Here is a 24,942-nt window from a genome sequence, read left to right on the forward strand (position 1 = left end):
GTCCCGGCTATAGGAATTCATATGGAAACGGATGGAAAGACCCTTCGCCGCGGCTGGACCACGGGCACTTGCGCGGCAGCCGCCACGAAGGCGGCCTGCGCTGCCCTTCTGACCGGCGAGTTTCCTTACCCTGTCGAAGTCGAACTTCCAAGCGGCGTGAGGCCGGCATTTTCTCTCGCCACTGAGGAAAAAGGTGAAAACTTCGCAAGAGCCGGCGTCGTCAAGGATGCTGGCGACGATCCCGACGTGACCCATGGTGCGCTGATCGAAAGCACCGTGCGACGGGGAAAGCCCGGCAGCGGCATAACCTTCAAGGCCGGAAAAGGCGTCGGCACCATCACCCGGCCTGGATTGCCCCTGCCGCCGGGCGAACCCGCGATCAATCCCGTACCGCGCAAGATGATCGAAACCGCCATTCGCGAAGTAGCCGGTAACGATGCCGATTTCGAAGTCGAGATTTCCGTTCGGGACGGCGAGAAAATCGCGGAAAAGACCCTGAATGGCAGGCTCGGTATTGTCGGCGGCATTTCCATCCTTGGCACCACCGGCATCGTCATCCCGTTTTCCTGCTCGGCATGGATCCATTCCATCTGGCGCGGCATCGATGTGGCGCGCGCCACCGGCTGCACCCATCTGCTCGGCGCGACCGGCAACACCTCCGAAAAGGCGGGGCAGGCAGTTTACGGCCTGCCAGAGACCGCACTGATCGATATGGGCGATTTTATCGGTGGCATGCTGAAATATCTGCGCAGCCACCCCGTCGAACGGGTAACAATTGCCGGCGGCGTCGCCAAGATGACGAAGCTCGCCCAGGGCATGCTGGACGTGCATTCCAAGAAAGGCCTGGCCGATCTTGATGCGCTGGCGGTACTCGCAACCGAGGCTGGCGGAGATGAAAATCTTGCCCTCGCCATTCGTCAGGCCAACATGGTTGCGCACGCCTTTGAGCTGGCCGAACGCGCGGGGATAGACCTCGGCGCGATCGTTGCGGAAAAAGCCTGGGTAACAGCGGCTGCCGCTTTGAAGGTGCCCGGCATCGAGCTTGATATTCTGGTGTTCGACCGTCAGGGCACGCTCAAGGGACGCACCGCCTCCACGCCGTCGCATCAGCCCTTCGCATCTTCTTTCGGGGAGCGGAACCGCCGGACATAATCGGTACTATAAAGTGCGCTCTCGCGAAAATCCGTCGAGGCAAGCCCATGCCCGACGAAGATCAGCGCCGTCCGCTCCACCGGTTCGGCTGCCAGTTTTCCCTCGATGTCGAACAACATGCCGCGAATGACCCGCTCATCCGGCCAGGAGGCGCGGACAACGATGGCGACTGGGCAATCGGAACCATAAAGCGGCGTCAGTTCTTCCACCACCTGGCCGATGGCATGGATGGCGAGATGGATGGCAAGTGTCGCCCCCGTCGCACCAAAGGCTTTCAGCGTCTCGCCCTCGGGCATTTTCGAAGCGCGGCCCGAAATACGGGTCAGAACAAGGCTTTGCGCCACTTCCGGCACCGTCAATTCCCGCTGCAGGGTGGCAGCGGCAGCAGCGAAAGAGGGCACACCTGGAGTCACGGTATAATCGAGACCCAGCCGTTCCAGCCGACGGATCTGTTCACCCATAGCGCTCCAGACGGATAGATCACCGGAATGCAGCCGTGCCACATCCTTGCCGGCCTTTGCCGCCGCAACGAATTCCGCCTCGATCTCATCAAGCGACAGTGCTGCCGTATCGACAATGCGTGCATCCGTCGGGCAATACTCGATCAGCGCCTTCGGCACCAGCGAGCCGGCATAAAGGCAGACCGGGCAGGCAGCGATAAGATCGCGCCCGCGCACCGTGATGAGATCGGCCGCGCCCGGACCGGCACCGATAAAATGAACCGTCATTTTTGTTCTCCATGTTCGATGGCGCGGTCATTTCGCGCGTCGCTCGTCGTGGCGATGGCTATCGTCACATCGCCAACCACGAGACGCGCCGCGACCAGCCGCGCATTTTCTCCGACGGCAGCAAGTGCCGCCGCTTCACTGACGCTGGGCGTCCCGGCATGATCAAGGCTTGCCTGTGAAAATGTCATTGTTTTCGAAGCAGCCGCCTCGAGCTGTTCCTTCGATACGATTTCAAGCGGCAGCGCCAGACGTTTCGCCGCTTCCGCAAGACCAGCTTCTTTTGCCTTGAGCGGCGCAGTCGCCAAGCATTCAACGGTCATGCCAAAAGCAAGCTCGGCAGCGTGCACGGCTGCAATAATTGCATCTGAACCCGTGCCCTTGCGGCAGCCTATGCCAGCGACAGTCACCATGGCTTGACCCATCTCCATTGCGTCACCGGCATGGCCGGACGCCAGCCCGACATGGAGCCGACAGCAACAACGCGCGACACATCGAGACGGATCATCGAACCGCCGAACCTGGCATGGGCCGCAAGCAGCACCGCTTCCATTTCAAGCGTCACCGCATTGGCAACCAGCCGCCCGCCTGGCTTCAAGGCCTCCAGAGCAGCCTCAAACACGCCCGTTTCGCTGCCGCCACCACCAATGAAGATCGCATCCGGTTGAGGCAGGCCTTCAAAAGCCGCAGGTGCTGCACCGATCATGACTTCAAGCCCCGGAACGCCAAATGCCTCGGCATTGCGGGCGATACGTTCAGCTCTTTCCGGATGCTGCTCTATGGCGATGGCACGGAGCGAGGGGTGCGACAGCATCCATTCAATACCAATCGAACCCGAACCGGCACCGATATCCCACAGCAGCTCGCCCCGGCGCGGAGCCAGCGATGAAAGAGTCACGGCACGGACTTCACGCTTGGTGATCTGCCCGTCATGTTCGAACAGGTTGTCGTCCAGCCCCTGCACAAAAGGCAGGACGCGTGCGCCCTCAGCAGCAACGACATCAATAGCCACGACGTTCAAAGGATCGATGTCGTCAAAGGTAAAATCGACCGCCCTGATTTGCCGCCGCCTCTCCCGCTTTCCGCCCAAAGCTTCGAGCAGGACAAATTCCGACTGGCCGAAACCGGATTGAGACAGCAATTCCGCAATGAGAGCGGGCGCGCGCTCATCCGAAGTAAGCGCGATGATCCTCGCTCCGGGATGCAGATGCGGTCGCAAAAGATCGATGGAACGCCCGTGCAACGACACGCATTCGGTCGACTGCAAAGCCCAGCCAAGCCGCGCCGCGGCGTGGGAGAAGGCGGAAGGTGAGGGATAGCAGACTGTCTCCTCCGACGGTATTCGCCGCAGAAGTGTGACGCCGGCGCCATAAAAGAACGGATCGCCGGAGGCGAGCACGCAGACCCGTCTACCGCGCAACGCCACGACATCGCTCATCTCCGCATCGAACGGCACCGGCCAAGGGCGCGCCTCACCACGAATGGCTGCAGCCGCCAGTTCCAGATGGCGTTTGCCACCGAAAACAATCTCGGCCGCCTCTATTGCCGTCACGGCATTCCGACCGAGCCCATCCAGCCCATCTTCGCCTATGCCGACGATGAAAAGCCATGGCTTGCCTTTCTTTTCAGTGGAAGCCTTCTTTTGAGTGGAAGCGTTGCCCGTTCCGGAATATTCAGACGTCATGACATGCTCCATACTCATCCTTGGCGGCACGGCGGATGCCCGCATTTTGGCCGGCAAGCTGGCGATGGACTCCGGCTACCGAATCCTGCTTTCCATGGCCGGGCGTACGCTTTCGCCAGTGGAACAGCCTGTGCCGATGCGCAGTGGCGGGTTTGGCGGTGCTGCGGGTTTGGCGGATTTCATCCGCACCGGGAATTTCGATATTCTGGTCGACGCCACCCATCCCTATGCGGCGAGGATTTCCGCCAATGCCATCGAGGCGGCACGACTTGCCAAAGTTCCGCTGATCATGCTTTCGCGCCCCGCCTGGGAGCGCCAACCGAATGACAAATGGCAGAGGGTCGATACCATCGAACAGGCTGTTATTGCGCTCGGCGCTGAAGGCAAGCGGGTGTTTCTGGCGCTCGGCCGGCAGGAACTTCTTCCTTTCGAGGCCGCACCCCAACACAGCTATCTCATTCGCAGCGTTGATCCGGTAGAGCCGCCGCTGAAGGTGCCGGATGCTCGCTACATTACAGCGCGCGGCCCCTTTGCGCTGGATGAAGAGATCCGCATGCTGGAGGAAAACCGTATCGGCACTGTGGTTTCCAAGAACTCCGGCGGCAACGCCAGTTACGGCAAGATCGAAGCGGCGAGGCGGCTCGGTCTGCCGGTTATCATGATCGAGCGGCCGCCACAGCTGAACGCCGCAATCCTCAATGGCGCGAACGTGCCGGATATAGCGACTGCGCTCACCGCCATCCGCCATCAGCTTTCTCTTTTCGAAAAACGTGGCGAATAGACCAGCGGGTCTTTGTCAGAACGTTCAATCAAACGCGTTTCCACCGAACCGACGATGATGCAGGTTGCCATATCCGCCATGTCGCTCGATGCTTCCGACAAAGGCACGACCTGGATGCGCTCATCCGCACGGCCTGCCGCACGGCCAAAGATCACCGGCACCGAGCCGGGCAAATGTGCCCGCAAAAGATCGAAGGCGGTGCCAAGCTGGTGCGGGCGCGCCTTGCTGACGGGATTATAGAAAGCCATAACGAATCCGGCTTCCGCAGCCGCGATCAGTCGCTTTTCAATAATGCCCCAGGGCTTCAAATTGTCCGACAGCGAGATAGCGCAGAAGTCATGCCCGAGCGGCGCGCCGGCTCGTGCGGCAACCGCAAGCATGGCCGTCACGCCCGGCACGACCGAAAAGTCTATTTCGCGCCACTCGCGCGGGCCATGTTCAATCGCCTCGCAAACAGCCGCCGCCATGGCAAAAACGCCGGGATCGCCGCCCGAAACCACGCAGACCTTGCCGCCCCCGGCTGCAAGCCGCAGAGCCTGTTCGGCACGGGAGATTTCCTCGCGATTGTCAGAGGCATGGCGACGTTGGTCGGGTCTGAGCGACAGCCGATCGAGATAGGGAATGTAACCGAAGAAATCCTCCGACGCCTCAACGGCGGCGAGCGCCTCCGGTGTCACCTGCGCAGAACTGCCAGGGCCGAGGCCGACAACGACCAGCCTGCCGTTCATGACGCTTCACCGCCAGCGGGTCTGGTTTTCCAGCCAGGTACCAGAACCAGCGAAAAATAGGGGGCGGGCGATGCGTCCCGCTCGATCAGCGGCACCGTATGGCTGTTCACCATGGTGCCGCGCTCGACATACAGCGCTTCATTAAGCTTGCCGGCCTTTTCCAGCGCCCGGCGGATCTTCGGCAGGTTGCGCCCGACCTTCATGATCACGGCGCCATCCGTGCCGGACAGACGCTCTGTCAGAACATCTTCGGCAAGAGTGCCGGGAAGCACGCTCAAGATATCGTCACCCTGCACCAGCGGTAGACCGGCCATCGACCAGCAGCCGGACATGGCGGTAATGCCGGCAACGACCTCCGCCTCATAGGAAGGCGCAAGCCGCAGATGAAGATGCATATAGGAACCGTAAAACAGCGGATCGCCTTCCGACAGCACGGCGACATTCCGCCCGGCATCAAGATGAGCGGCAATATCCATGGCCGACTGATCAAAAAATGCGGCGATCGCACCGCGATAATCCTCGCCGTTTTTGTCGCTCTCGACGGTTACCGGATAGACCAGCGGCATTTCCAGTGTGCCCGGACGAATGAAGGCCTCAACGATACCGCGACCATTGCCGCTGCTGCCTTTCTTGCAGAAGAAGGCGAGGACATCGGCATTTTCGATGGCGCGCACGGCTTTCAGCGTCAGAAGCTCTGGATCGCCGGGGCCGGTGCCGACGCCCACGAGTTTACCCCTGGAATTTTCGAAAAGAGCCGCGCTCACAGACCTGCCCTCGCAACGGCGTTGACGGCAGCGGCCGTCATGGCCGATCCACCCATACGTCCCTTGACGATGGCATAGGGAATGCCGAGCAAACTAGCCTCCAGCGCATCCTTCGATTCCGCCGCACCGACAAAACCGACCGGCATGCCAATGATGGCAGCTGGGCGTGGAGCGCCTTTTTCAAGCATCTCCAGAAGATAGAACAGCGCTGTCGGCGCGTTGCCGATAGCAACGAGAGCACCGTCCAGCTTTTCCGCCCAGAGATCGAGTGCGGCGGCGGAACGGGTATTGCCAATCGTTTTCGCAAGCTCAGGGGTGCGCGGATCGCGAAGGGTGCAGATCACGTCATTATTGGCCGGAAGGCGGGCGCGGGTCACGCCGTGGGCGACCATTTCCGCATCGCACAGAACGGGCTTGCCCGCTAGCAAAGCACCACGCGCAGCGACAACGAAATCCGGAGAAAAACGGAAATGGCTGGCCGCTTCCACCAGCCCGCAGGCATGGATCATGCGAATGGCGATATCCGCCTGATCTTCGGTAAAAGCGGACAAATCCGCTTCCTCGCGAATGATGGCGAAGGAGCGCTCGTAAATCGCATTGCCGTCGCGAATATAGTCATGGTCGGTCATCGGTCATCCTGTCGAAGCGCGGCAACGATTGCCTCCTTACCCAGACGGGCAAGCAGGTCGGCAGCGTTTTCCCCGGGCTTATGTTCTTTTTCGCAAAGACGGGCAAGCCGCGAAAGCGCCGTCCTCTGTTGCTCGAAAGGTAAAATACCGTCCTGCGGGTCGCAGGCGCGGCCCGAAAACGAAAAGGCCAGACCATCGGCGGTGCCGGAAAAGGCCAGAAGCGACGGGGCGGGATGCGCGCAACCCTTTCCGCAGCCGGAGAGATGCAGTGTGAAGGAGCCATCGAGCATGGAAGCTAATTCCCGCGATGCAAAGGCCGCCAGATCATGTGTGGGAAAGAAAGCCGAAGCGCACCCCGGCGTGCCGGGACAGACAGCGATGGAAGATCGCGCATCACCTGCCCTTGTGATGAAACCGGCACTGTCCGCAGTTTGCATCAGCGCATCGCAAGCATCCCGCGACCCGAAAAATAGCAGGCTATGATTGAGCGACGGCCGCAATGTTTCGATATCAAATCCGCGCGCCAGTCCACAGAGCCGCGACAGATCGGAAGCACGAACTTGCGCGAAAGCAGGAGTGATACCGGCAGCAAAAGTACCGTTACCGGCCGCCATCAGCCCCAGGGGCGAAGAAGGCGCAGACGTCTCGCCTTGGCTCTCGCTATCTACTAGGCGGTCTCCGCAAATCGCCTTTATCGTCCGCAAATCCAGATCGCGGCCACGGGCAAGCGGTCCTTTGCCGGCCAGATGGACGAGCAGCAACAGGACCACATCGGCTGTCTTGCCGGCCTCAACAAATCCCGCGCGCAACGCCTTGCTCTCCGGACCTCCGACAAGCAATTGCCAGAAAACTCGATGATCAAGCCGCATCGCCTTCAGACGGATATCGGCAAGCAAATCTCCCATTCGGAGACGGCCGCCCCCATCGACGATGACGGACATTTTGGCGGCGAGCTTTTCATGCAGCGCCAGCGCAGCAGCCTCTCTGCGAATCCCGCCCGCAACAGAACCGCCATCGGCGATTTCCCGATCGTCCCTGCCGGAAAGAGGTGAGGTCTCGACTGCCAGTCCGTCGCGAAGCGGCAAAGCGAGCGCCAGAACATCATTCTCCAGGTCGCAGGCGCTTTCCCGCGTCAGGCCGCGAAATTGCAGGCTGCCGCGTGCCGTGATGTCTATCAGCCCGTTGCCGTGCTGCTCGGCAAGTTCGCAAAGCGCCATCATATCATGGGGCGCAATATCCGCCTCGAATGCGATGCGCGACAGGTAGCCGTCACCGGTCAGCATCGGGGTCGATAAGGCCGGACACGTCCCACGGCGGCCAAACGGCTGGACCGGATCGGAAGGGGCCGTCCTCATGCGCCGACCCTTTCAGAACGCGGCAGGATCAGCATTTCAAGTTCCGCATCCACCGCATTGCGGCGGCTGTGCCACAACCCGCGACGACGGGCGGATAAAAAGCGCGTCGCCATGACCTCCGCCGCTTTCGGATTTTCCCGCAGGATGAAATTACGCACGTCCTCATCGCCGAAATAGGCGTCGTAAAGCGCCTCGATCAGCGAGGAAGATACCGCATGGGTGGTTTCCGCAAAACCGATCAGCCGGTCAACCGTCTCGGCAAATTCCGCCGCCCCGCGCGGGCCGTGCCGCATCTGGCCGGCGATAAAGCGCGGATTGACGGCGCGGGCCCGAACAACGCGCGTCAGCGCCTGTGAAATGGACCGCGCGCGCGGACGCGCGGGATCGGTCGTATCCAGCGCCACGATATCGGTAACGCCGCCAAGGAGTGCTTTTGCGGCGGAAAAACCACCGATGAAGGCGACATCTGACGAGCCGTCGAGAAGATCCCGGCCCGGATCGTCACCGGTGTGAACGAGAAGATCGGCACGGCGCACCAGCTCGACAAAACCGGCATCCTCGAAAATCTCAAGCCCATCCGCACCACCAAAGGCATGGCTTGCCGCATCCAGATAGGCTTGCCCTAGTTCCTCACGTTCTTCCCATTTTCCGCTGGCGAGTTTCTCCTCAGTGCCTGCACCATAGGTGCCGGGTGCGGAGCCGAAGATGCGTGCCGGTATATGCCCGAGTGCCGCCGCTTCTTCCGCCAGCGGATTGTCACCCGACGCTTCCTCCCGCCGCGCGACAGCCTTGGCGGCGGCGTCTAGAAGAGCGATCAACGCCGGAAACATGTCGCGGAACAGGCCGGAAATCCGGAATGTAACATCAACACGCGGCCGCCCGATACTGGCCGGCGGCAGAACCTCGATGCCTGTGACGCGGCCCGTCGCCAGGTCATGGATCGGTCTCGCCCCCATCAGATGCAGCGCCTGCGCCACATCCTCGCCGCCATTGCGCAGGCTGGCGCTGCCCCAGAGGTCAAAAACCAGATGTTTCGGCCAGTCGCCATGGGATTGCAGATGGTGCCGAAGCACTTCTTCGCCCGCCATGCGGCCCAGCTCGAAAGCCGTCGGCGTCGGCATGGTGCGCGGATCGGCAGCATAAAGATTGCGGCCCGTCGGCAGGACATCGAGACGTCCGCGCGCGGGTGCGCCGGAAGGACCGGGGACAATATGGCGGCCATCGAGCGCGGCAAGCAGCGCCGTTTTTTCCGCCGCAGCACTTTCAAGCCTCAGAAGATCGGTCTCGCCTTCGGGGCTGCGGCCAAAAACATGCTGGCCATCCTTGATGGCGAAGTCCTTCAGGTCGCAGAGGAAGGCGTCGATGCGCGACAGCGCCGCATCGGCATCGTCCTTTGCACCGACACCGGCATCCGCCGCAAGACCGGTTTCCAGCGCCTTCTCTACGATCAGTTTCGCCAGCCGGTCGCGGCGGCGGCGGTCGAGCCCATCCGCCTGCGCATATTCGTCGACGAGCTGTTCAAGAGCCGATTGTTCCGGCGAAAGCCCGGCATCTACCAGCACAGGCGGAACATGGCCGATCGTGACGGCAGCGATCCGCCGTTTGGCAACCGCCGCTTCGCCCGGATTGGAAACGATGAACGGATAGACCACCGGCAAAGACCCGGTGACGATTTCAGGAAAACAATCGCGGGAAAGCGCAACTGTCTTGCCGGGCAGCCATTCCAGTGTGCCATGCGCACCGACATGCACAATGGCATGCGCCCCTGCGACACGCTGCATCCAGGCGCCGAAAGCGACCAACGCATGACGTGGCGGCAGGGCAGGGTCATGGTAATCCACCCGCCGATCCTCATTTCGCCCACGATCCGGTGCCAGGGCCACGAATGTCTGGCCGAAACGGGCGACGCGAAAACGGAATGCGCCGTCGGCTAGTACGTCGTCCTGTTCGGCCGAACCCCACGTGCTATCCACGGAGGCGGCAACCCCTTCAGGCAAACCCAAAAGAAAATCACGATAGTCTGAAAGTTCGACGGCCGCTTCCTGCTGCTCGACACAACGCAGCAAAGCCCGCGCCGTTTCGGGAATATCCGAAACCACATATCCTGCCGCGGCCAGATCGCGCAGCATTTCAAGCACGCTTTGCGGCACATCGAGACCAACGGCATAACCCGTGCGCCCCGGCGCAGCACCGGGATAATCCGGCATCAGAATGACGATCCGCCGTTCCTGTGGCGTGGACTGTTTTAATTGCAGAAAGGCAGCGATTCGGTTTGCCACCTGTTCGACGCGATCAGCCTCCGGTACATTGATGAGGCTGATACCGCCATCAGTCCGCACCTGCTTGAATGAGATTGCGCCAGCAAGAATCCGGCCATCGAGTTCCGGCAGAACCAGATGCATGGCAAGATCGGAAGGGTTGAGACCGCGCGCATTTTCCGCCCAGCCTTCCCGTCGCGTCGTCGCCATAACCACCTGAAACACCGGCACTCCGAGGCGGTCAAACAGGGTTTTACCGCTGTCGTCCATCTGACTGGCAAAAGCCGTGGCGGCAACGATGGCGGCGGGCTGGAGTTCGGGCAGTACGGTTTCGAGAAAGCGGATCGCCTCCCCATCCTTGAGGCCGCTGACGAAAATCGGCAATGGCGCAAAACCGCGCTGAGAGAGCGCGTTAAAAAGCGCATCCACGGGCGCCGCATCGGCCGCAAGAAGCATGGAGCGGTAAAAGAGAATGGGAAGGACAGCTGCACCGGCGGGAAAACCGGCGCAGGCTTCCGCCTGATCCACGACGCCTTTACCCGGCCGGTAAAAGCCGGCTTTCGGCAGCGGTTGAGCCTCGATATCTGGCCATGCGCCACCACTTACAAGGGCAGCAAGACCAATGGCAAGCCGGTCCATATTTTCCCGCCCACCCTCGCGGAAGAAGGCGAGGACGGACGCCAACGTCTGGCGATCAACAGTCGAGGCCGCTTCGAGCTTTTCGTCTCTCTCACTGCATTCACCCGGCAGGAGCATAAGTTTTATGCCACGTCGCCGCGCCATCGTGCTGAGCTGATCGACGCCATAGCGCCAGCGTTCCGCGCCGCCGAGAATCCGGATAAGGATGACACGGGCATGTTCGGCCGTCTTTTCGATCCACAGATCGACCGACATCGGATGCCGAAGCTCGGAGAGGTTGGCAGCGGACAGGGACGAAAGCGCGCCCTCTGCCTGCCGCCATGCCTGTTCCAGCCCGGCAAGATCGCTTGCCGAAAAAGACAGCATCACCACATCCGATCGCGGCTGGTTGAGATCAACCGGCTCGATCAGGTCGTCCAGAGACGAAGATGTGGTGGCGAGAATGTGCATTTCTATCAGGCGGCCAGCATCTGTTCGATCTTTTCGCGGTTGAGGCCCTTTTCGCCTATGACGACGAGGCGGCTGCGGCGCTCTTCACCGGCCGCCCAGGGACGGTCATAATAATGGTTGACGCGGCTACCGACTGCCTGCACCTGCAGGCGCATCGGCTTGGTGGATACTTCGACGAAACCTTTGATGCGCAGAACATTTTCCGCAGCCGCCGTCTCGGCGATACGAGCCGCCAGCGCTTCCGGATCGGTCACGGCCGGCAGGTCGATGACGAAGCTGTCGAAATCGTCATGTTCGTGGTCGAGTTCACCATCGTGATGGGTGCGGCGGTTTTCGATATCCTCTTCAACCGCAAGACCGAGGCCGATCAGCACGGCCGGATCGATGACGCCATTCGAGGCGACGACGATCTTTGCGGCCCGCGGCAAATGCTCGAGAATATGAGCCTTCGCCTTTTCCAGACCGGCGCTATCGAGCAGATCCGCCTTGGTCAGCACGATAAGATCGGCACAGGCGATCTGATCCTCGAAAACCTCTTCGACCGGATCGTCGTGATCGAGGGCTTCGTCATTTGCGCGCTGGGCGGCAAGGGCTTCCATGTCATGCGCCACCTGACCCTCGGCAAGGGCAGCGCCATCCACAACAGCCACCACAGCGTCAACCGTCACGCGGCTCTTGATGGCCGGCCATTGAAATGCCTGCACCAGCGGCTTGGGTAGGGCAAGGCCGGAGGTCTCGATGAGGATATGCTCCACCTTCGGCTGGCGGCTCAGAATCTGCTCGATGGCCGGCTGGAAATCATCCGCCACCGTGCAGCAGATGCAGCCATTGGCCAGCTCAACGATGTTTTCCTCCGGGCAGCTCTCAATGCCGCATCCCTTGAGGATATCGCCATCGATGCCGATATCACCGAATTCGTTGACGATGATGGCAAGCCGCTTGCCATCAAGCTTTTCGAGGAGACCGCGCAGCAGCGTGGTTTTTCCAGCCCCCAGAAAGCCGGTGACGATGGTGCAGGGAACGCGGTCCAGAAGGGTGCTCATGATCTCTCCTCGGTAAAATCGAATGGGGGAATGCGCGCCACCATGCCGCGCTTCAATGTGTCGGGGCGGCCGCGCCAGGGCATCAGGCCATCTGCGGAGACGGCCAGCATTTGCGCGCCCGTGAGCAGGTCTTCCGCATCGTTGGGCGTCAGCCCGCCGAATACATAGGACCAGCCATCGGCACCGCGCAGCACGGCACTGAGGCCGCGTTTGCAATTGGCAAGGCAATTGACGGAGCGAACATCGATGCCGGAGTCACGCGCTTTTGCGATGGCAGCTTCCGCAAGGATGGTGCCGGGGCGCGGCTCCGCATTGGGATCGGTGTCGTCGCGACAGCTTCGGCAGACAAAAACGACCACGCCAGAAGCTGTGTTGGCTTCCATTGTCCCGTCCGCACAAGAAGATGTTGTGGTAATATCCAAACCGTTCCGCTTTCCGCGCCTTTAAACTCGTCGGGGTGCGGATGTCGAAAACAGCGCACTGAAAAGCGCGGCTGCAATTCAATTCGACCGGCTGACCGGAGCACCCCGCCCGGGAGACGTTTTTTCCTGAAACGGCAGGTCTCCTGGCTTGCGGCTTTAAAACACCCTGCACCACCTTCCCGGACCAATTTTATGGTCCAGTGGCTTCACAGTGCGGGCTTACCGCTTACAGTTGCGGGGGCAGCCACGGAATGACCCGGTATGGGGTGGAACCGTGTTCCCTCTTAGCTTTTCCCGTTGCCGGGAAAAGACCGTCAGTGCCTTACCCTTAGGCTGAACGGGCGTGACGGTCAATGCTGCCGGCTTGTCGATTGCCGGGTGCGGCAAATTGAGTATAGTCGCCGCTCCGAATGGCGGGGGCATACGGTCCCGCGCCTCTGGACGAGAAGGAAAACGCGATGACACGCGATATCAGCGACAGCGAAGCCGAACGCCACCGGCAGAAAATGGTCAACCGCAAGACGGTTCAGGATGCCGAAGTCGCGGAAAAGACCATCGAAAAAGGTCTGCTGATGATCAATACCGGCCCTGGCAAAGGCAAATCCACGGCCGCTTTCGGCCTTGCTTTGCGCATGCTCGGCACCGGGCGGCGGGTCGGCGTCGTGCAATTCATCAAGGGCGCATGGTCGACGGGTGAACAGCAGGCCCTGACTTTGTTCGGCGACAGGGTGGAATGGCGCACTATGGGCGAGGGGTTTACCTGGGACACGCAGGACCTGAAGCGCGATGTCGCGGCAGCTACAAAGGCCTGGGAGGAAGCGAAAGCACTGATGGCCGACGAGACGATCGGATTGCTGGTTCTCGACGAACTGAACATTGCGCTCCGCTATGATTACCTGCCGCTGGAAGAGGTCGTCGAAACGCTTTCCAACCGTAGATCCGATCTGCATGTCATCGTTACCGGCCGCAACGCCAAACAACCGTTGATCGACGCTGCCGACATGGTGACGGAAATGACCCTCGTCAAACATCACTTCAAGGCGGGCGTAAAGGCGCAGGCCGGGATAGAATACTGACATGACTGCACGTGTGCTGATGTTTCAGGGAACCGGCTCGGATGTCGGCAAATCGCTGATGGTGGCTGGCCTTGCCCGCGCCTTCATCAGGCGTGGCCTGTCCGTCATGCCGTTCAAGCCGCAGAACATGTCGAACAATGCGGCGGTCACTGCCGATGGCGGCGAGATCGGTCGCGCGCAGGCGCTGCAGGCGCGGGCAGCAGGCGTTCCGCTGTCGGTTCACATGAACCCGGTGCTTTTAAAGCCGCAGAGCGAAACCGGCGCACAGGTCGTCGTACAGGGTAAAATTGTCGGCAATGCCAAGGCTGCCGATTATCAGCACATGAAAGCCGGGCTGATGCCGCGTGTGCTGGAGAGCTTCGAGCACCTGAAACAACAGGCCGATCTGGTGCTGGTGGAAGGGGCGGGAAGTGCTTCCGAAATCAACCTCCGCGCCAACGACATCGCCAATATGGGTTTTGCCCGCGCCGCAGATGCTCCCGTGATCCTAATCGGCGATATCGACCGGGGCGGGGTCATCGCCAGCCTCGTGGGCACAAAAACCGTTCTCGAACGCGATGATGCCGCGATGATAGAGGGCTTCATCGTGAACCGCTTTCGCGGTGACCCTACGCTGTTTTCAGACGGCATGCGGATGATCGCGGAAAAGACCGGCTGGGCGTCCATCGGGCTATTGCCGCATTTTTCCGATGCTGCGAAATTGCCAGCGGAGGACGCCCTTGGGCTTACCGGCCCGGCGCAACAAAAGCCCGGCGCGAAAATCCGCATTGCCGTGCCAATCCTGCCGCATATTTCCAATTTCGACGATCTGGATCCGCTCGACATGGAGCCGGATGTGGAGCTGATCCGAGTGCGGCAGGGCGAGACCATTCCCGCCGATTGCCGGCTGGTTCTGCTCTGCGGTTCGAAATCCACCATAGCTGATCTCGCCGTGCTGAAAAATGCAGGCCTCGACATCGACATCAAGGCACATGTGCGCCGCGGCGGTTATGTTCTCGGTCTCTGCGGCGGATACCAGATGCTTGGAAAAACCGTTGCCGACCCTGACGGCATCGAAGGACCACCAATGACGGTCGATGGGTTGGGCCTGTTGGATGTGACGACGGTTTTGACCGGTGACAAGAGGCTCGTTTCCGTGCAGGGACAGAGTTTCGACGGAATTCCCTTATCCGGCTATGAAATGCATGTTGGCGAAACAACGGGTGCTGCGGGCAACCTGCCATTTTCGACCATTGACGGACATGCCGATGGCGCAATTTCGCCCGATGGCCGCATCCTAGGCACCTATATCCACGGCCTGTTTGCGGATGACCGCCAACGCGGGGCGTGGCTTGAGCGCCTTGGTGGGCAGAGCACGCAACTGAACTATGATGCGCAGGTAGATGCCGTTCTTGATCGCCTGGCGGCCCATATGGAGAACCACCTCGATCTCGACAGACTGCTTTCTATAGCGCGATAAGGATTGCCAGCAATCCGAACAGCGCGATCAGCAGGAAGTCTGCGATCCTCGCCAGCCTGAGCGCCGTGCGAATATCGCCAGCAACCAGTGTCGCTCTTCCTCCTTCGCCCATGAAACGAGCCTCGATCATCTGCCCGCCATAGGAGCGCGGCCCGGCCAGCGCAAAGCCCAGTGCCCCGGCCAATGCCGCCTCCGGCCAGCCGGCATTGGGAGAGCGGTGATGCCGCGCATCGCGGCGTATCGCGGCAATTGCCCCTTTCGGTGATGCACCCTTCACGAAAAACGCGGCGACCACGAAAAGACCGCCGCTCAGTCTCGATGCCGGCAAATTGACCAGATCGTCCAGCCGGGCCGACGCCCAACCAAAGGCCTCATGGCGTGGCGAGCGATGACCGATCATGCTGTCGGCCGTGTTGATTGCCTTATAACCCGCACCGCCAGGCAGCCCCAGAAGACCAAGCCAGAGGGAAGGGGCGACAATGCCGTCAGAGAAATTTTCAGCCAGACTTTCAATCGCCGCCCGGCAGATTGCCGGCTCATCCAGCGCCTGCGGATCGCGCCCGACGATCATGGAGACAGCTTTGCGCCCGCCGTCAATCCCCTCGCGTTCCAGCGCAATGGCGACGGCCTCCACATGCTGTTCCAGACTTTTTTGGGCCGGAAGTGACGCCCCAAGCACCGCAACAAGCAACAGACCAAGGGGCAATAAAAGCAGAACCGATTGCACTAACCATGCAACAAGCACCGTCAGCGCCAGAAAAACGGAAAGCGCCACGACGCCTGCCGCCTTGCGCTGCGAAAATGAAGCACTCTCCCGGTTCCATTTTTTGTCCAGCAGCGCGATAAGCGAACCGATCCAGGTGACGGGATGACCGATGCGTTTGAACAGCCAGTCCGGATATCCAGTCAGGCGTTCGATCAAGAGCGACAGAAAAGCGAGAGCGAAGAACATGGGCGATAAGGTACCGGAAAAGGCGCAGGCTGCGATCCGTCACGGCGGCAATCTCGGCAAGGCGCGCCTGATGTTTCCTGAAGCGCCGGAACCGTGGATCGACCTGTCGACCGGGATCAATCCGCACTCCTACCCGCATTCTCCCGTTCCCGCCAGCGCATTTGCCCGCCTGCCGGAGCCTGACGCGGCCGAAGAATTGAAAAGGCTGGCCGTCGCGTCTTTCGGCGCACCATCCACGGGGCATGTGGCACTGTCCCCCGGCACCCAGATGCTGATGCCATTGCTGGCTCACCTGGCACTCGAACGCGGAGCGAAAAGCGGAGCCGTGCTCTCACCCGCTTATGCCGAACATGCCCGAACCGCGCGCATGGCCGGACTGACCGTGACCGAGGTAGACCATATTAGTGATCTGTCAGCTTACGACTATGCGGTGGTGGTCAATCCCAACAACCCCGATGGTCGCATCACGGATCGAGAAGCTTTGTTGTCGCTGGCCGAGGCGATGCGCCGCAAAGGCGGCCTGCTTGTCGTAGACGAGGCCTTTATCGAGACGGGACATACGGAAAGTCTTGCAAATGTCGCAGGGCACGACGCGCTGGTGGTACTGCGATCCTTCGGCAAGTTCTATGGCATGGCAGGGGTCCGGCTCGGTTTTGCGCTTGCGCATCCCGACATCGCTGCGGAACTGGAGGCAAGGCTTGGCCCCTGGGCAGTATCCGGGCCGGCGCTCAACATCGCGACGCAGGCTTTGGCGGACAGGGAATGGCAATCATCCATGCGCCTCCGGCTTGCGGCAGAAGCACAGCGTATGAGTGAATTGCTGGAAAAAGCGGGCCTGAAGATTGCCGGCGGTACGTCCCTGTTTACCCTGGTGCGGGACCACCGGGCCAAAGAACTGTTCGATCACCTTGGCCTGCACGGCATTCTGGTGCGCATTTTTGATGAAAGGCCGAACGACATGCGTTTCGGCCTTCCCGGCAGCGAAGCGGAGTGGCAGCGCCTCACGGAAGCGCTGTTATCCTTCAATCATCCCTTGAACGTGTAGGTCGCAATAGAATCCGGCTTCATTTCAATGGAGAAACCGGGCAGCTTCGGCGGCATGTACGCGGCATTGCGAATATCGCAGGGTTCGATGAAATGCTCGTGCAGATGGTCGACATATTCGATCACGCGGCCTTCCTTGGTGCCGGAAACCACGAGATAGTCGATCATCGACAGATGCTGCACATATTCGCAAAGGCCGACGCCACCGGCATGCGGCCAGACCGGCAAATTGTATTTGGCAGCAATCAACAAAACCGCCAGCACCTCGTTGAGACCACCCATGCGGCAGCTGTCGATCTGCACGACGTCGATTGCACCTTCGGCGATGAACTGCTTGAACATGATACGGTTCTGGCACATTTCGCCGGTTGCCACCTTCACGGAGCCGATGGCTGCACGGATCTTGCGATGGCCGGCGACATCGTCCGGGCTGGTCGGCTCTTCAATGAAGAAGGGCTTGGCGAAGGCAAGTTGCTTGACCCATTCAATCGCCTGATCCACTTCCCACACCTGGTTGGCGTCGATCATCAGATAACGGTCGGGGCCGATCACCTCGCGGGCTATGGTGAGGCGGCGGATATCGTCTTCGAGATCACGGCCAACCTTCATCTTTACATGGTTGAAACCGGCATCGATCGCTTCCTGGCAAAGACGGCGCAGCTTGGCGTCGTCATAACCGAGCCAGCCGGCTGATGTGGTGTAGCAGGCGTAGCCTTCGTTCTTCAGCGTCTCGATACGTTCCTTTTTGCCGCTTTCGGCTTTTTTGAGGATCGCAATCGCATCGTCCTTCGTCAGCACGTCAGTCAGATAACGGTAATCGACGATATCGGCGATTTCTTCCGGGCTCATATCGGCAACAAGCTGCCAGACCGGCTTTCCCGCCTTTTTGGCTAGCAAATCCCAGACAGCATTGACGACAGCGCCGGTGGCGAGATGCATCGCGCCCTTATCCGGGCCGATCCAGCGAAGCTGGCTATCACCAGTCAGGTGGCGCCAGTATTTGCCGGGGTTCTCGGTCACCGTGGCGAGATCGGTTCCGACCACCAGATGGCGCATCGCCTTGATGGCCATGCAGCAAATCTCATTGCCGCGGCCAATGGTGAAGGTCAGTCCGTGGCCTTTCAGTTCCGGTTCATCGGTGTCGAGAATGACGTAAGCCGCCGAATAATCCGGGTCGGGGTTCATCGCATCCGAACCATCAAGGCTCTGGGAGGTCGGAAAACGCAGGTCGAAAACTCGCAGATCAGTAATTTTGGTCATGGCCGTTCACTCGCGGTCAGTGTCAAAGGAAATCGTTCAGTCGTGGTGGAAGGTTTCTTCCATCATTGCCCACCACTCGCCTTCCTTGCGGCTTTCGAGTGGTTGCTGGCAGGGAATGGTGAAAGACCACCATTCCTGGTTCTTTGGGCTTGCCGCCATCTTCGCCATATCGGCGCTGAAATCGGTGCCGTGATATTCCCAATATCCGAACAGCAGATTTTCCGGTTCGCGCAGGAAGATCGTGTAGTTGCGGATGTTGCAATCGCTGATGAGCGCCAGAATTTCGGGCCAGACGGCGGCGTGCAGTCTTCTATATTCCGCAATCATGTCCGGTTTGACGCCGATGACCATTCCCATGCGCTGCATACAAAACTCCGTTATTGCTTGATGGTGGCGAGCGCCGCACGCAGTTTCGGCTGCGGCACGTTTAACCCCAGACGTTCCGCCGCAGCGATGACCGGCACAAAACGACGGCGTTTCTTTTCATCGTGATTGCCTGAAATGTCCGCGAGCCGGTGGGCGAGAAAGGGGTTCAGGAAACGCTCCCGCACAGCACGGATATAGGCTTGCGCTTCTTCTCCCATGCCTTCTGCGGCAAAGACCGGCAGAACCTCGTCCCGCCAGAGCGTTTCCAGATCTCCCGAAAGCGCATCGTCGGCCATTGCCTGCCGCACCGTCTCGTCTTTCGCACGGGCATCCCGCAACCATCGCTCCGCCAGATAGGAATGGCCAAGATTGAGCAGGAACAGCTTCAGCTTTTCATAGCGGTCGAGATCATCAGTCAGCACCACCGCAGGGTGGGTGCAGGGCAGAACAAGGCCCTCCTGCTTCTCGATTGCCCAAAGCGCATAGGGCTCGGCAACTGCGCCAACCGGATCGATCGGCTCGGAAACGATGCGGTCTACAAGGCTGTTGGCAAAACGGCATTTCTCATTCAGGTAGAAGCCGAAACCCGCCGGCAGCTGCCATTCGTCGGCAAGCTGGCGAACAACCTCTTTCAACCGGTCGCCGTTGCGCGGAACGAGCTCGCAAGGAAAGATCGATACAGGGGCTTCCGGATTTGTCTGAAAACGTTCCAGCAGCAACAGGCAGAGCTTTGCCGGAAAACTCTTTGGTACAAGCGTGAAGTCGTCGGCAAGACCCGGCCCGTCGAACGAATCCAGCTCATAACCGCGGTCACCCGTATTGGACAGAATGACCCTTGCCCCGCAGGCGATCCGCCTCACCTCGGCCCAGTCGGCCGCCGCCGTCAGCGCGCGCGCGACAGCCTTACCTGGAATTTCCTCATCCACCTCTTGCCCGTCGCGAATGCCGCGAATGCGCACCGGATAGGGCGTGCCATCGTTCAATGCTGCCACACGCTTCAGGCTCTCCGCATTGCCGGTCGTCTGGACGATTGTGATGCGCCCGAGGGCCTCGCCTTTTTCCAGCGCCTGCGAAATGAACAAATCCGCATGGGCCAGAAGAAAGCGGCTGGTACCGAATTGCAGGATGGGTGTGTCGGTCGTCATGAGACCTCCACCATGCCCTTGATGACTCCGGCTTTCGGATCGGTCAGCCCGGCGAATTTGGAAGGCACATCGGCAAGTGTCATGCGGTGAGTGATGAGTGCCTCCGGTACCTTGCCTTCCCGCAGCGCCTGCAGCACCCGCTCGAAATCCTCCGGCGTGGCGTTGCGGCTGCCGAGCAGCGTGGTTTCGCGCTTGTGAAACTCCGGATCGTTGAAGGAGATATCGCTGGCAACGATGGAAACCAGCACATAGGAACCACCGTGGCCGACGAAGGAAAAGCCACGCTCCATGGCTTTAGGATTACCGGTCGCATCAAAAACGGCATCGAAGAAATCGCCGCCAGTGATATCCGACAGACGATCCTTGTCGCCCTCGCCAAGCGTCACCGTATGGGCAACGCCGAGATGGTCCTTGCAGAAATCCAGCCGGTCGGTGCGCCCGTCAATCATCGTCACCTCACCGCCATCGAGAACGGCGAAAACCGCAACCGCCATGCCGATCGGACCGGCACCGACGATCAGGACCTTCTGACCCTTTTCCACCGACCCACGACGCACGGCATGCGCGCCAATCGCCAGAAATTCGGTCATTGCCGCCTGATCGAGGCTCAAGCCCTCCGCCTTCAGCACGAATTGCTGCGGAACGCTCAGATATTCGACCATGCCGCCATCGCGATGAACGCCAAGCACGCCGATGTTGCGGCAGCAATTGCTCTTTCCTTTGCGGCAGGCGCTGCACTCACCACAGGAAATATAGGGTATGACGGTAACGACATCGCCCGCCGAAAGATGGCTGCCTTCCGGCGCCTCTTCCACCGTGCCGGAAAGCTCGTGGCCCATGATGCGCGGATAGGAAAGATAGGGCTGATTACCGGTGAAAATATGCAGGTCGGTGCCGCAGACACCAATGCGACGAATACGCACCAGCACTTCACCTTCGCCACGGGCGGGCTTTGGTTGTTCCTTGGGGACAAGTTGACCGGGGGTCTCGCAGAAAATCGCCAGCATGCATCACCTGTTGGGAAGGGAATAAAAACGAACGGCGTTGCCGCCAAAGACGGCCGCATGGTCGTGCTCAGGCACGATTTCGCGGCAGAAGTCCAGCCATTCCTGATAGTCGCCAGCCAGCCGCAATACCGGCCAGTCACTGCCGAAGATCACGCGTTCGCCGCCGAACAGTTCCAGAATGGTTTCGGCATAGGGCCTGACGGCTTCAGGTCTCTGCTCGCCACGCTCGGTCAACAGGCCGGACAGCTTGCAATGGAGGTTGGGAAGGGTCGCCAAAGCTGCCATGTCCCTGCGCCAGTCCCCATATTGGCCCGTGGCGATAAGCGGCTTCGCCCCGTGATCGATGACAACAGGCAATTGCGGATGGCGGCGCGCGAAAGCGAGAAGATGCGACAGATGCGGCGGCAGGACCAGCGCATCGAACACCAGTGCATGTTTCACCAGCGCATCCACAGCGGCATCGAGCGCGGGATCGTCGATCCAGGTCACATCTTCCATGCCTTGCAGCATCGGCCGTACGCCCTTGAAGGCCGGATGTTTTGCCCGCCGGGCGATTTCCGCCGCAGCGTCCGCGGACTTCATGTCCACCCAGCCGACCACGCCCTTGATGAAATCGGTGCTTCCAGCCAGATCGAGCATGAAATCCGTATCGGCCGCACTTTCCATCGTCTGCACCAGCACGGTTCCGGAAACTCCGGCCTTTGCCAGCAGAGGAGACAGATCCTGCGGAAGAAAATCCCGGTAGATGGCAGCCAGAGACGGCGGCGGCCATTGCCCGGCACGATCCTTCATCAGCCAGAAATGCTGGTGGGCATCGATGATCATCGCTTCAGGCCTTTGTGCCGGGCACAGGTGCGCCTTCGGAAATCAGGCCACGCTTTTGCAGCTCCGACCAGAATTCGTCCGGAACAACCTGTTCGAACCATTCGATGTTTGCGGCAAGTTGCTGCGCATTGCGCGCGCCGGATACGACCGTGACCGAAGCCGGATGCCCGAGCGGAAACTGCAGCGCAGCCGCCTGCAACGAAACACCAACGTCGTCACAAACGCCCTGAAGCGCATCCACCCGCGTGATGATGTCGGCAGGCGCATCGGCATAGTTGAATTTGCGGTTGCCTGCCAGAATGCCTGAATTGAAAGCACCGGCGACCACGATCGCAACGCCGGTTTCCGCGCAGCGGTTCATGAAGGCAAGGCTCTGCTGCTCCAGAAGCGTATAACGGCCGGCAAGCATGGCAACGTCGATGTCGAAAACATCCATGGCGTCGCCGACGATTTCCCACTCGTTGACGCCGAGGCCGATAGCACCCGTCGACCCTTCCTCGCGCAGCTTGCCGAGTGCCCGGAAGCCGCCGCCAGTGGTCAGCTGCTCCCAGTAGTGCTGGTGCTTTTCGCCATGCGTGAAAGAGCCGATATCGTGCACATAGAGAATATCCGGCTTCAGAACGCCGAGCCGCTGCTGGCTCGCTTCGAAGGAGCGCAGAATACCGTCATAGGAATAATCATAGACCGGGCGGAAAGGCAGCGGCGCAATGTAGGCGTCCTCTTCCGGGCCCACAGTTTCATCGGGAACCATGACGCGACCGACCTTGGTGGAGAGGGTGTATTCGCGTCGGTCATGCTCCGTCACCATGGTTCCAAGACGACGCTCCGAACGCGTGTAACCATAAAAAGGTGCGGTATCGAAATAGCGAATGCCGCTTTCCCATGCCTTGTCGAACGCACCTTTGGATTCCTCGTAGGGCGTAACGCGGTAGAGATTACCCATCTGGGCGCAACCAAGGCCCATGACCGTGACTTCAACGGCACGGCGCGGCAATTTACGTGTATCGGAGACTTTCATCGCAAGGGCTTCCTGATTTTTCGGTAGAGCGGATGTTGAAAACCGTATGCGGTATTGACTGAAATCCCGCTTCTGAAATTTGTGAGGCGCGCCACTCAATGAGCGGCGCGCCGGCATACGTTAATAAAGAACGTTCTTGGCTTCCGGCTTCTCGATATTGTCCTTGGTGACAACAACAACGCCGGTGTCGACGAACTTTTCGACCTTTTCCTTGCTGATGAGCTTGGAAACGGTCTGGATGCCCTTTTCGCCCATCTGATACGAACCCTGAACGACGATGCCGGCCAGCGTGCCGTCCTTGACGAAGCCCTGAAGGTCCTGGTTACCGTCAAAGCCGATGCCGACAACCTTGCCTGCCTTACCGGCCTGGGCGAGCGCGCGGCCTACACCGATTGCGGTGGGTTCGTTGGCGCCGAAGATGCCCTTGAGATCGGAATTGGCGGCCAGAACGTCGGTTGTCTGGTTCAGCGCCGTCGCCATCTGCGACTGCGAATAGAACGGACCTACGATCTTAAGGTTGGAATGCATCTGGATATAGTCGGTGAAACCGCCAACGCGTCCGATTTCCGAACCGGCACCGGCGACGTAGGACATCACGGCGATCTTGCCTTCCTTGCCAACCTTGTCGATCAGCGCCTGAGCAGCCAGTTCGCCGGCTTTCTTGTTATCGGTCGCCAGGAAGGACTGATAATATTGCTCGGAACCCTTGGCGAGCTGCGAGTCGATCAGAACCACGGGAATGCGGGCTTCCCAGGCTTTCTTGACAGCCGGAACAAGCGCATCAGGATCGGAAGGAGCAAGAACGATACCCGAAACCTTACGGTTTACAGCGTTTTCAACCATGTTGACCTGATCGGCGATGGCCGATTCAGAAGCCGGACCCTGGAAGGTCATGGTGTTGCCGGCAGAGTCCTTCATCGCCGCATCGGCGCCCTTCTGAACGTTCTGCCAGAAGGTGGAATTGACGGTCTTGACGATGACGGCGATTTCGCCGGCCTGCACGGTGGAGACGCTCCACAGCGCGATTGCGGATGTCAGAAGGGCGGTCGTAAGCTTGTTCATTTCTTCCTCCGTGATGTCGGCATACCGGGCCTCCCGTGCCGATCTTGTTTGCGGATAGGGTCCGCAGCCCTGTATCAGCGGCGGTTGCGCAGCTGGTCGATCCAGACGGTGACCAGAATGACAAGACCGATGATGATCTGTTGCGTGAAGGCGGACACGCCATTCATATTGAGACCGTTGCGCAGGATGCCGATGACGAAGGCACCGATTGCCGTGCCTGAAATCGTGCCCACGCCGCCGATGAGCGATGTGCCGCCGATAACGGCGCTGGCAATGGCATCCAGCTCATACATCACGCCCTCATTCGGCTGGGCTGTGACGAGGCGCGACATCAGCACGCAACCGGTCAACCCGGCGAGCGTACCGGACAGGATGTAGGTGAAATTGGTGACGCGTGCGACGTTTACGCCGGACAGACGCGCAGCATCCGCATTCGAACCGACGGCATAGATGTGACGGCCAAGGATGGAGCGGTTGAGCATGAAGGAAACAGCCAGCGCAATCACCACCATAAGGATGACGGGGTAGGGGATGCCCGGAAACACCACGTTCGGAAAACCGTCATCACCAATATTGACGATGCGGAAGAGGGCGCCGTTGCCGAGTTCACCGAAGGATTCGCCGAGGCCGGAAACCGCTCGCGCGCCGGTGATCTGTAGTGCCACACCACGGGCGATCAACATCATGCCGAGCGTGGCGATGAAGGGCGGCAGCTTGAAACGCGTGACCATGAGGCCATTGATAAGACCGCAAAGCGACCCCGTCAGAATGCCAAGCAGCATGCCGACCGGCACCGGCATACCCAACTCCTTCACCGCAAGCGCGGCAACGACACCGGCCAGAGCAAGCACCGAACCAACGGAAAGATCGATGCCGCCGGTGATGATGACGCAGGTCGCACCAATGCCGAGAAGGGCGATGGAGGTCACTTGAAGCGCAATAGTCATGGCATTGTTGACGGAGAAAAAGGCGCTGCTGGTGGCGGAAAACACCATAACCAGCACAACGAGACTGCCAAGAGCCGCAAACTTCTGGATGATGTCCTTCTGGCGGTCGCTGAAAGCGAAGCTCTTCTTGGGTTCTGCAATATTAGCCATG

Annotated in this window: 24 protein-coding genes and 1 riboswitch; of the genes, 5 read left to right on the forward strand and 19 right to left on the reverse strand. The window is 60.1% G+C overall.

All coding sequences use genetic code 11. The annotated features are described in order from the left end of the window. Positions 1-21: 21 nt before the first annotated feature. Positions 22-1,152: a cobalt-precorrin-5B (C(1))-methyltransferase gene (locus tag ACQZ45_RS17265; RefSeq protein WP_003516436.1), complete on the forward strand. Its 1,131-nt coding sequence runs from the start codon at positions 22-24 to the stop codon at positions 1,150-1,152. On the opposite strand, the gene cobM is transcribed toward ACQZ45_RS17265, so the two are convergent. Genes cobM through cbiE form a run of 3 tightly spaced genes read right to left on the reverse strand, consistent with a single transcriptional unit; the run spans position 1,107 to position 3,561 of the window. Further along, positions 1,107-1,880 (reverse strand): precorrin-4 C(11)-methyltransferase, encoded by a 774-nt coding sequence (gene cobM, locus ACQZ45_RS17270; protein ID WP_003516434.1) that lies wholly within the window; start codon positions 1,878-1,880, stop codon positions 1,107-1,109. The genes ACQZ45_RS17265 and cobM overlap by 46 nt on opposite strands. Beyond that, a complete protein-coding gene (locus tag ACQZ45_RS17275) occupies positions 1,877-2,290 on the reverse strand; it encodes a cobalamin biosynthesis protein (RefSeq protein ID WP_162736202.1) in 414 nt (137 codons plus the stop codon). Before ACQZ45_RS17275 ends, cobM begins: the two co-directional genes overlap by 4 nt. Beyond that, the gene (gene cbiE, locus ACQZ45_RS17280) at positions 2,284-3,561 is read right to left on the reverse strand and encodes a precorrin-6y C5,15-methyltransferase (decarboxylating) subunit CbiE (RefSeq protein WP_113291828.1); all 1,278 of its coding nucleotides are present in this window, start codon (positions 3,559-3,561) and stop codon (positions 2,284-2,286) included. The genes ACQZ45_RS17275 and cbiE overlap by 7 nt, the downstream gene beginning before the upstream one ends. Between cbiE and ACQZ45_RS17285 the strand changes: the two genes are divergently transcribed. Then, positions 3,560-4,342, forward strand: coding sequence for a cobalt-precorrin-6A reductase (locus tag ACQZ45_RS17285; RefSeq protein WP_113291827.1), 783 nt, complete (start codon positions 3,560-3,562; stop codon positions 4,340-4,342). The genes cbiE and ACQZ45_RS17285 overlap by 2 nt on opposite strands. Here ACQZ45_RS17285 and ACQZ45_RS17290 read toward each other — a convergent pair. The 7 genes from ACQZ45_RS17290 to ACQZ45_RS17320 are packed head-to-tail and all read right to left on the reverse strand — an operon-like array spanning position 4,309 to position 12,591. Next, complete coding sequence (locus ACQZ45_RS17290; RefSeq protein WP_113291826.1) at positions 4,309-5,070, reverse strand: precorrin-3B C(17)-methyltransferase; 762 nt, start codon at positions 5,068-5,070, stop codon at positions 4,309-4,311. The genes ACQZ45_RS17285 and ACQZ45_RS17290 overlap by 34 nt on opposite strands. After that, on the reverse strand, positions 5,067-5,834 hold the full coding sequence (locus ACQZ45_RS17295) for a precorrin-2 C(20)-methyltransferase (protein WP_113291825.1): 768 nt from the start codon (positions 5,832-5,834) through the stop codon (positions 5,067-5,069). The genes ACQZ45_RS17290 and ACQZ45_RS17295 overlap by 4 nt, the downstream gene beginning before the upstream one ends. Further along, positions 5,831-6,463, reverse strand: a complete 633-nt coding sequence (locus ACQZ45_RS17300; RefSeq protein WP_003516424.1) for a precorrin-8X methylmutase — start codon at positions 6,461-6,463, stop codon at positions 5,831-5,833. The genes ACQZ45_RS17295 and ACQZ45_RS17300 overlap by 4 nt, the downstream gene beginning before the upstream one ends. Next, the gene (gene cobG / locus ACQZ45_RS17305) at positions 6,460-7,818 is read right to left on the reverse strand and encodes a precorrin-3B synthase (RefSeq protein ID WP_113291824.1); all 1,359 of its coding nucleotides are present in this window, start codon (positions 7,816-7,818) and stop codon (positions 6,460-6,462) included. The genes ACQZ45_RS17300 and cobG overlap by 4 nt, the downstream gene beginning before the upstream one ends. Next, positions 7,815-11,165 (reverse strand): cobaltochelatase subunit CobN, encoded by a 3,351-nt coding sequence (gene cobN / locus ACQZ45_RS17310; protein WP_448742385.1) that lies wholly within the window; start codon positions 11,163-11,165, stop codon positions 7,815-7,817. The genes cobG and cobN overlap by 4 nt, the downstream gene beginning before the upstream one ends. 5 nt (positions 11,166-11,170) lie before the next feature. Next, a complete protein-coding gene (cobW, locus tag ACQZ45_RS17315) occupies positions 11,171-12,208 on the reverse strand; it encodes a cobalamin biosynthesis protein CobW (protein ID WP_013636993.1) in 1,038 nt (345 codons plus the stop codon). After that, the gene (locus ACQZ45_RS17320) at positions 12,205-12,591 is read right to left on the reverse strand and encodes a DUF1636 family protein (protein WP_162736201.1); all 387 of its coding nucleotides are present in this window, start codon (positions 12,589-12,591) and stop codon (positions 12,205-12,207) included. Before ACQZ45_RS17320 ends, cobW begins: the two co-directional genes overlap by 4 nt. 155 nt (positions 12,592-12,746) lie before the next feature. Beyond that, positions 12,747-12,961, reverse strand: a riboswitch (cobalamin riboswitch). A 127-nt stretch (positions 12,962-13,088) separates the two neighbouring features. Here ACQZ45_RS17320 and cobO point away from each other — a divergent pair. Both cobO and ACQZ45_RS17330 read left to right on the forward strand, forming a co-directional pair. Then, a complete protein-coding gene (cobO, locus tag ACQZ45_RS17325) occupies positions 13,089-13,706 on the forward strand; it encodes a cob(I)yrinic acid a,c-diamide adenosyltransferase (RefSeq protein ID WP_035252400.1) in 618 nt (205 codons plus the stop codon). Between the two features lies 1 nt (position 13,707). Beyond that, on the forward strand, positions 13,708-15,165 hold the full coding sequence (locus ACQZ45_RS17330; RefSeq protein WP_113291821.1) for a cobyric acid synthase: 1,458 nt from the start codon (positions 13,708-13,710) through the stop codon (positions 15,163-15,165). On the opposite strand, the gene cbiB is transcribed toward ACQZ45_RS17330, so the two are convergent. Next, a complete protein-coding gene (gene cbiB, locus ACQZ45_RS17335; protein WP_113291820.1) occupies positions 15,152-16,117 on the reverse strand; it encodes an adenosylcobinamide-phosphate synthase CbiB in 966 nt (321 codons plus the stop codon). The two genes, ACQZ45_RS17330 and cbiB, sit on opposite strands and share 14 nt — an antisense overlap. Here cbiB and cobD point away from each other — a divergent pair. Then, entirely contained in the window at positions 16,116-17,162 is a 1,047-nt protein-coding gene (gene cobD / locus ACQZ45_RS17340) for a threonine-phosphate decarboxylase CobD (protein ID WP_113291819.1), read from the forward strand. The genes cbiB and cobD overlap by 2 nt on opposite strands. Here cobD and ACQZ45_RS17345 read toward each other — a convergent pair. The 8 genes from ACQZ45_RS17345 to ACQZ45_RS17380 all read right to left on the reverse strand — a co-directional run bounded on the left by ACQZ45_RS17345 (position 17,144) and on the right by ACQZ45_RS17380 (position 24,941). Then, entirely contained in the window at positions 17,144-18,421 is a 1,278-nt protein-coding gene (locus ACQZ45_RS17345; protein ID WP_113291818.1) for an L-fuconate dehydratase, read from the reverse strand. The genes cobD and ACQZ45_RS17345 overlap by 19 nt on opposite strands. A gap of 36 nt (positions 18,422-18,457) precedes the next feature. After that, a complete protein-coding gene (locus tag ACQZ45_RS17350; RefSeq protein ID WP_003516404.1) occupies positions 18,458-18,787 on the reverse strand; it encodes an L-rhamnose mutarotase in 330 nt (109 codons plus the stop codon). Positions 18,788-18,798: 11 nt separating this feature from the next. After that, positions 18,799-19,932: a mannitol dehydrogenase family protein gene (locus ACQZ45_RS17355; RefSeq protein ID WP_113291817.1), complete on the reverse strand. Its 1,134-nt coding sequence runs from the start codon at positions 19,930-19,932 to the stop codon at positions 18,799-18,801. Continuing rightward, positions 19,929-20,939 (reverse strand): zinc-binding alcohol dehydrogenase family protein, encoded by a 1,011-nt coding sequence (locus ACQZ45_RS17360; RefSeq protein ID WP_113291816.1) that lies wholly within the window; start codon positions 20,937-20,939, stop codon positions 19,929-19,931. The genes ACQZ45_RS17355 and ACQZ45_RS17360 overlap by 4 nt, the downstream gene beginning before the upstream one ends. Before the next feature lie 3 nt (positions 20,940-20,942). Next, complete coding sequence (locus ACQZ45_RS17365; RefSeq protein ID WP_113291815.1) at positions 20,943-21,764, reverse strand: amidohydrolase family protein; 822 nt, start codon at positions 21,762-21,764, stop codon at positions 20,943-20,945. A gap of 4 nt (positions 21,765-21,768) precedes the next feature. After that, positions 21,769-22,782 carry an aldo/keto reductase gene (locus ACQZ45_RS17370; protein ID WP_113291814.1) on the reverse strand — a complete coding sequence of 338 codons (1,014 nt, stop codon included), beginning with the start codon at positions 22,780-22,782 and terminating at the stop codon, positions 21,769-21,771. Positions 22,783-22,902: 120 nt separating this feature from the next. Next, positions 22,903-23,844 carry an ABC transporter substrate-binding protein gene (locus ACQZ45_RS17375; protein ID WP_003516397.1) on the reverse strand — a complete coding sequence of 314 codons (942 nt, stop codon included), beginning with the start codon at positions 23,842-23,844 and terminating at the stop codon, positions 22,903-22,905. 74 nt (positions 23,845-23,918) lie between these two features. Next, the gene (locus ACQZ45_RS17380) at positions 23,919-24,941 is read right to left on the reverse strand and encodes an ABC transporter permease (RefSeq protein WP_003516396.1); all 1,023 of its coding nucleotides are present in this window, start codon (positions 24,939-24,941) and stop codon (positions 23,919-23,921) included. Position 24,942 lies beyond the last annotated feature (1 nt).

It is taken from the genome of Agrobacterium sp. 16-2014-1-2a (genome assembly GCF_053522705.1).

What these genes read in the sequence shown, in the direction of transcription:
- cobD (WP_113291819.1), top strand. Translation starts at nt 16,116, where the DNA reads ATGGGCGATAAGGTACCGGAAAAGGCGCAGGCTGCGATCCGTCACGGC.
- ACQZ45_RS17355 (WP_113291817.1), bottom strand. Translation starts at nt 19,932, where the DNA reads ATGACGACCGACACACCCATCCTGCAATTCGGTACCAGCCGCTTTCTT.
- ACQZ45_RS17365 (WP_113291815.1), bottom strand. Translation starts at nt 21,764, where the DNA reads ATGATCATCGATGCCCACCAGCATTTCTGGCTGATGAAGGATCGTGCC.
- cobG (WP_113291824.1), bottom strand. Translation starts at nt 7,818, where the DNA reads ATGAGGACGGCCCCTTCCGATCCGGTCCAGCCGTTTGGCCGCCGTGGG.
- ACQZ45_RS17370 (WP_113291814.1), bottom strand. Translation starts at nt 22,782, where the DNA reads ATGAAAGTCTCCGATACACGTAAATTGCCGCGCCGTGCCGTTGAAGTC.
- ACQZ45_RS17350 (WP_003516404.1), bottom strand. Translation starts at nt 18,787, where the DNA reads ATGCAGCGCATGGGAATGGTCATCGGCGTCAAACCGGACATGATTGCG.
- ACQZ45_RS17265 (WP_003516436.1), top strand. Translation starts at nt 22, where the DNA reads ATGGAAACGGATGGAAAGACCCTTCGCCGCGGCTGGACCACGGGCACT.
- ACQZ45_RS17360 (WP_113291816.1), bottom strand. Translation starts at nt 20,939, where the DNA reads ATGCTGGCGATTTTCTGCGAGACCCCCGGTCAACTTGTCCCCAAGGAA.
- ACQZ45_RS17375 (WP_003516397.1), bottom strand. Translation starts at nt 23,844, where the DNA reads ATGAACAAGCTTACGACCGCCCTTCTGACATCCGCAATCGCGCTGTGG.
- cbiE (WP_113291828.1), bottom strand. Translation starts at nt 3,561, where the DNA reads ATGACGTCTGAATATTCCGGAACGGGCAACGCTTCCACTCAAAAGAAG.
- ACQZ45_RS17380 (WP_003516396.1), bottom strand. Translation starts at nt 24,941, where the DNA reads ATGGCTAATATTGCAGAACCCAAGAAGAGCTTCGCTTTCAGCGACCGC.
- ACQZ45_RS17330 (WP_113291821.1), top strand. Translation starts at nt 13,708, where the DNA reads ATGACTGCACGTGTGCTGATGTTTCAGGGAACCGGCTCGGATGTCGGC.
- cobN (WP_448742385.1), bottom strand. Translation starts at nt 11,165, where the DNA reads ATGCACATTCTCGCCACCACATCTTCGTCTCTGGACGACCTGATCGAG.
- ACQZ45_RS17290 (WP_113291826.1), bottom strand. Translation starts at nt 5,070, where the DNA reads ATGAACGGCAGGCTGGTCGTTGTCGGCCTCGGCCCTGGCAGTTCTGCG.
- ACQZ45_RS17345 (WP_113291818.1), bottom strand. Translation starts at nt 18,421, where the DNA reads ATGACCAAAATTACTGATCTGCGAGTTTTCGACCTGCGTTTTCCGACC.
- ACQZ45_RS17320 (WP_162736201.1), bottom strand. Translation starts at nt 12,591, where the DNA reads ATGGAAGCCAACACAGCTTCTGGCGTGGTCGTTTTTGTCTGCCGAAGC.
- cobO (WP_035252400.1), top strand. Translation starts at nt 13,089, where the DNA reads ATGACACGCGATATCAGCGACAGCGAAGCCGAACGCCACCGGCAGAAA.
- cbiB (WP_113291820.1), bottom strand. Translation starts at nt 16,117, where the DNA reads ATGTTCTTCGCTCTCGCTTTTCTGTCGCTCTTGATCGAACGCCTGACT.
- ACQZ45_RS17275 (WP_162736202.1), bottom strand. Translation starts at nt 2,290, where the DNA reads ATGGTGACTGTCGCTGGCATAGGCTGCCGCAAGGGCACGGGTTCAGAT.
- cobM (WP_003516434.1), bottom strand. Translation starts at nt 1,880, where the DNA reads ATGACGGTTCATTTTATCGGTGCCGGTCCGGGCGCGGCCGATCTCATC.
- ACQZ45_RS17285 (WP_113291827.1), top strand. Translation starts at nt 3,560, where the DNA reads ATGACATGCTCCATACTCATCCTTGGCGGCACGGCGGATGCCCGCATT.
- ACQZ45_RS17300 (WP_003516424.1), bottom strand. Translation starts at nt 6,463, where the DNA reads ATGACCGACCATGACTATATTCGCGACGGCAATGCGATTTACGAGCGC.
- cobW (WP_013636993.1), bottom strand. Translation starts at nt 12,208, where the DNA reads ATGAGCACCCTTCTGGACCGCGTTCCCTGCACCATCGTCACCGGCTTT.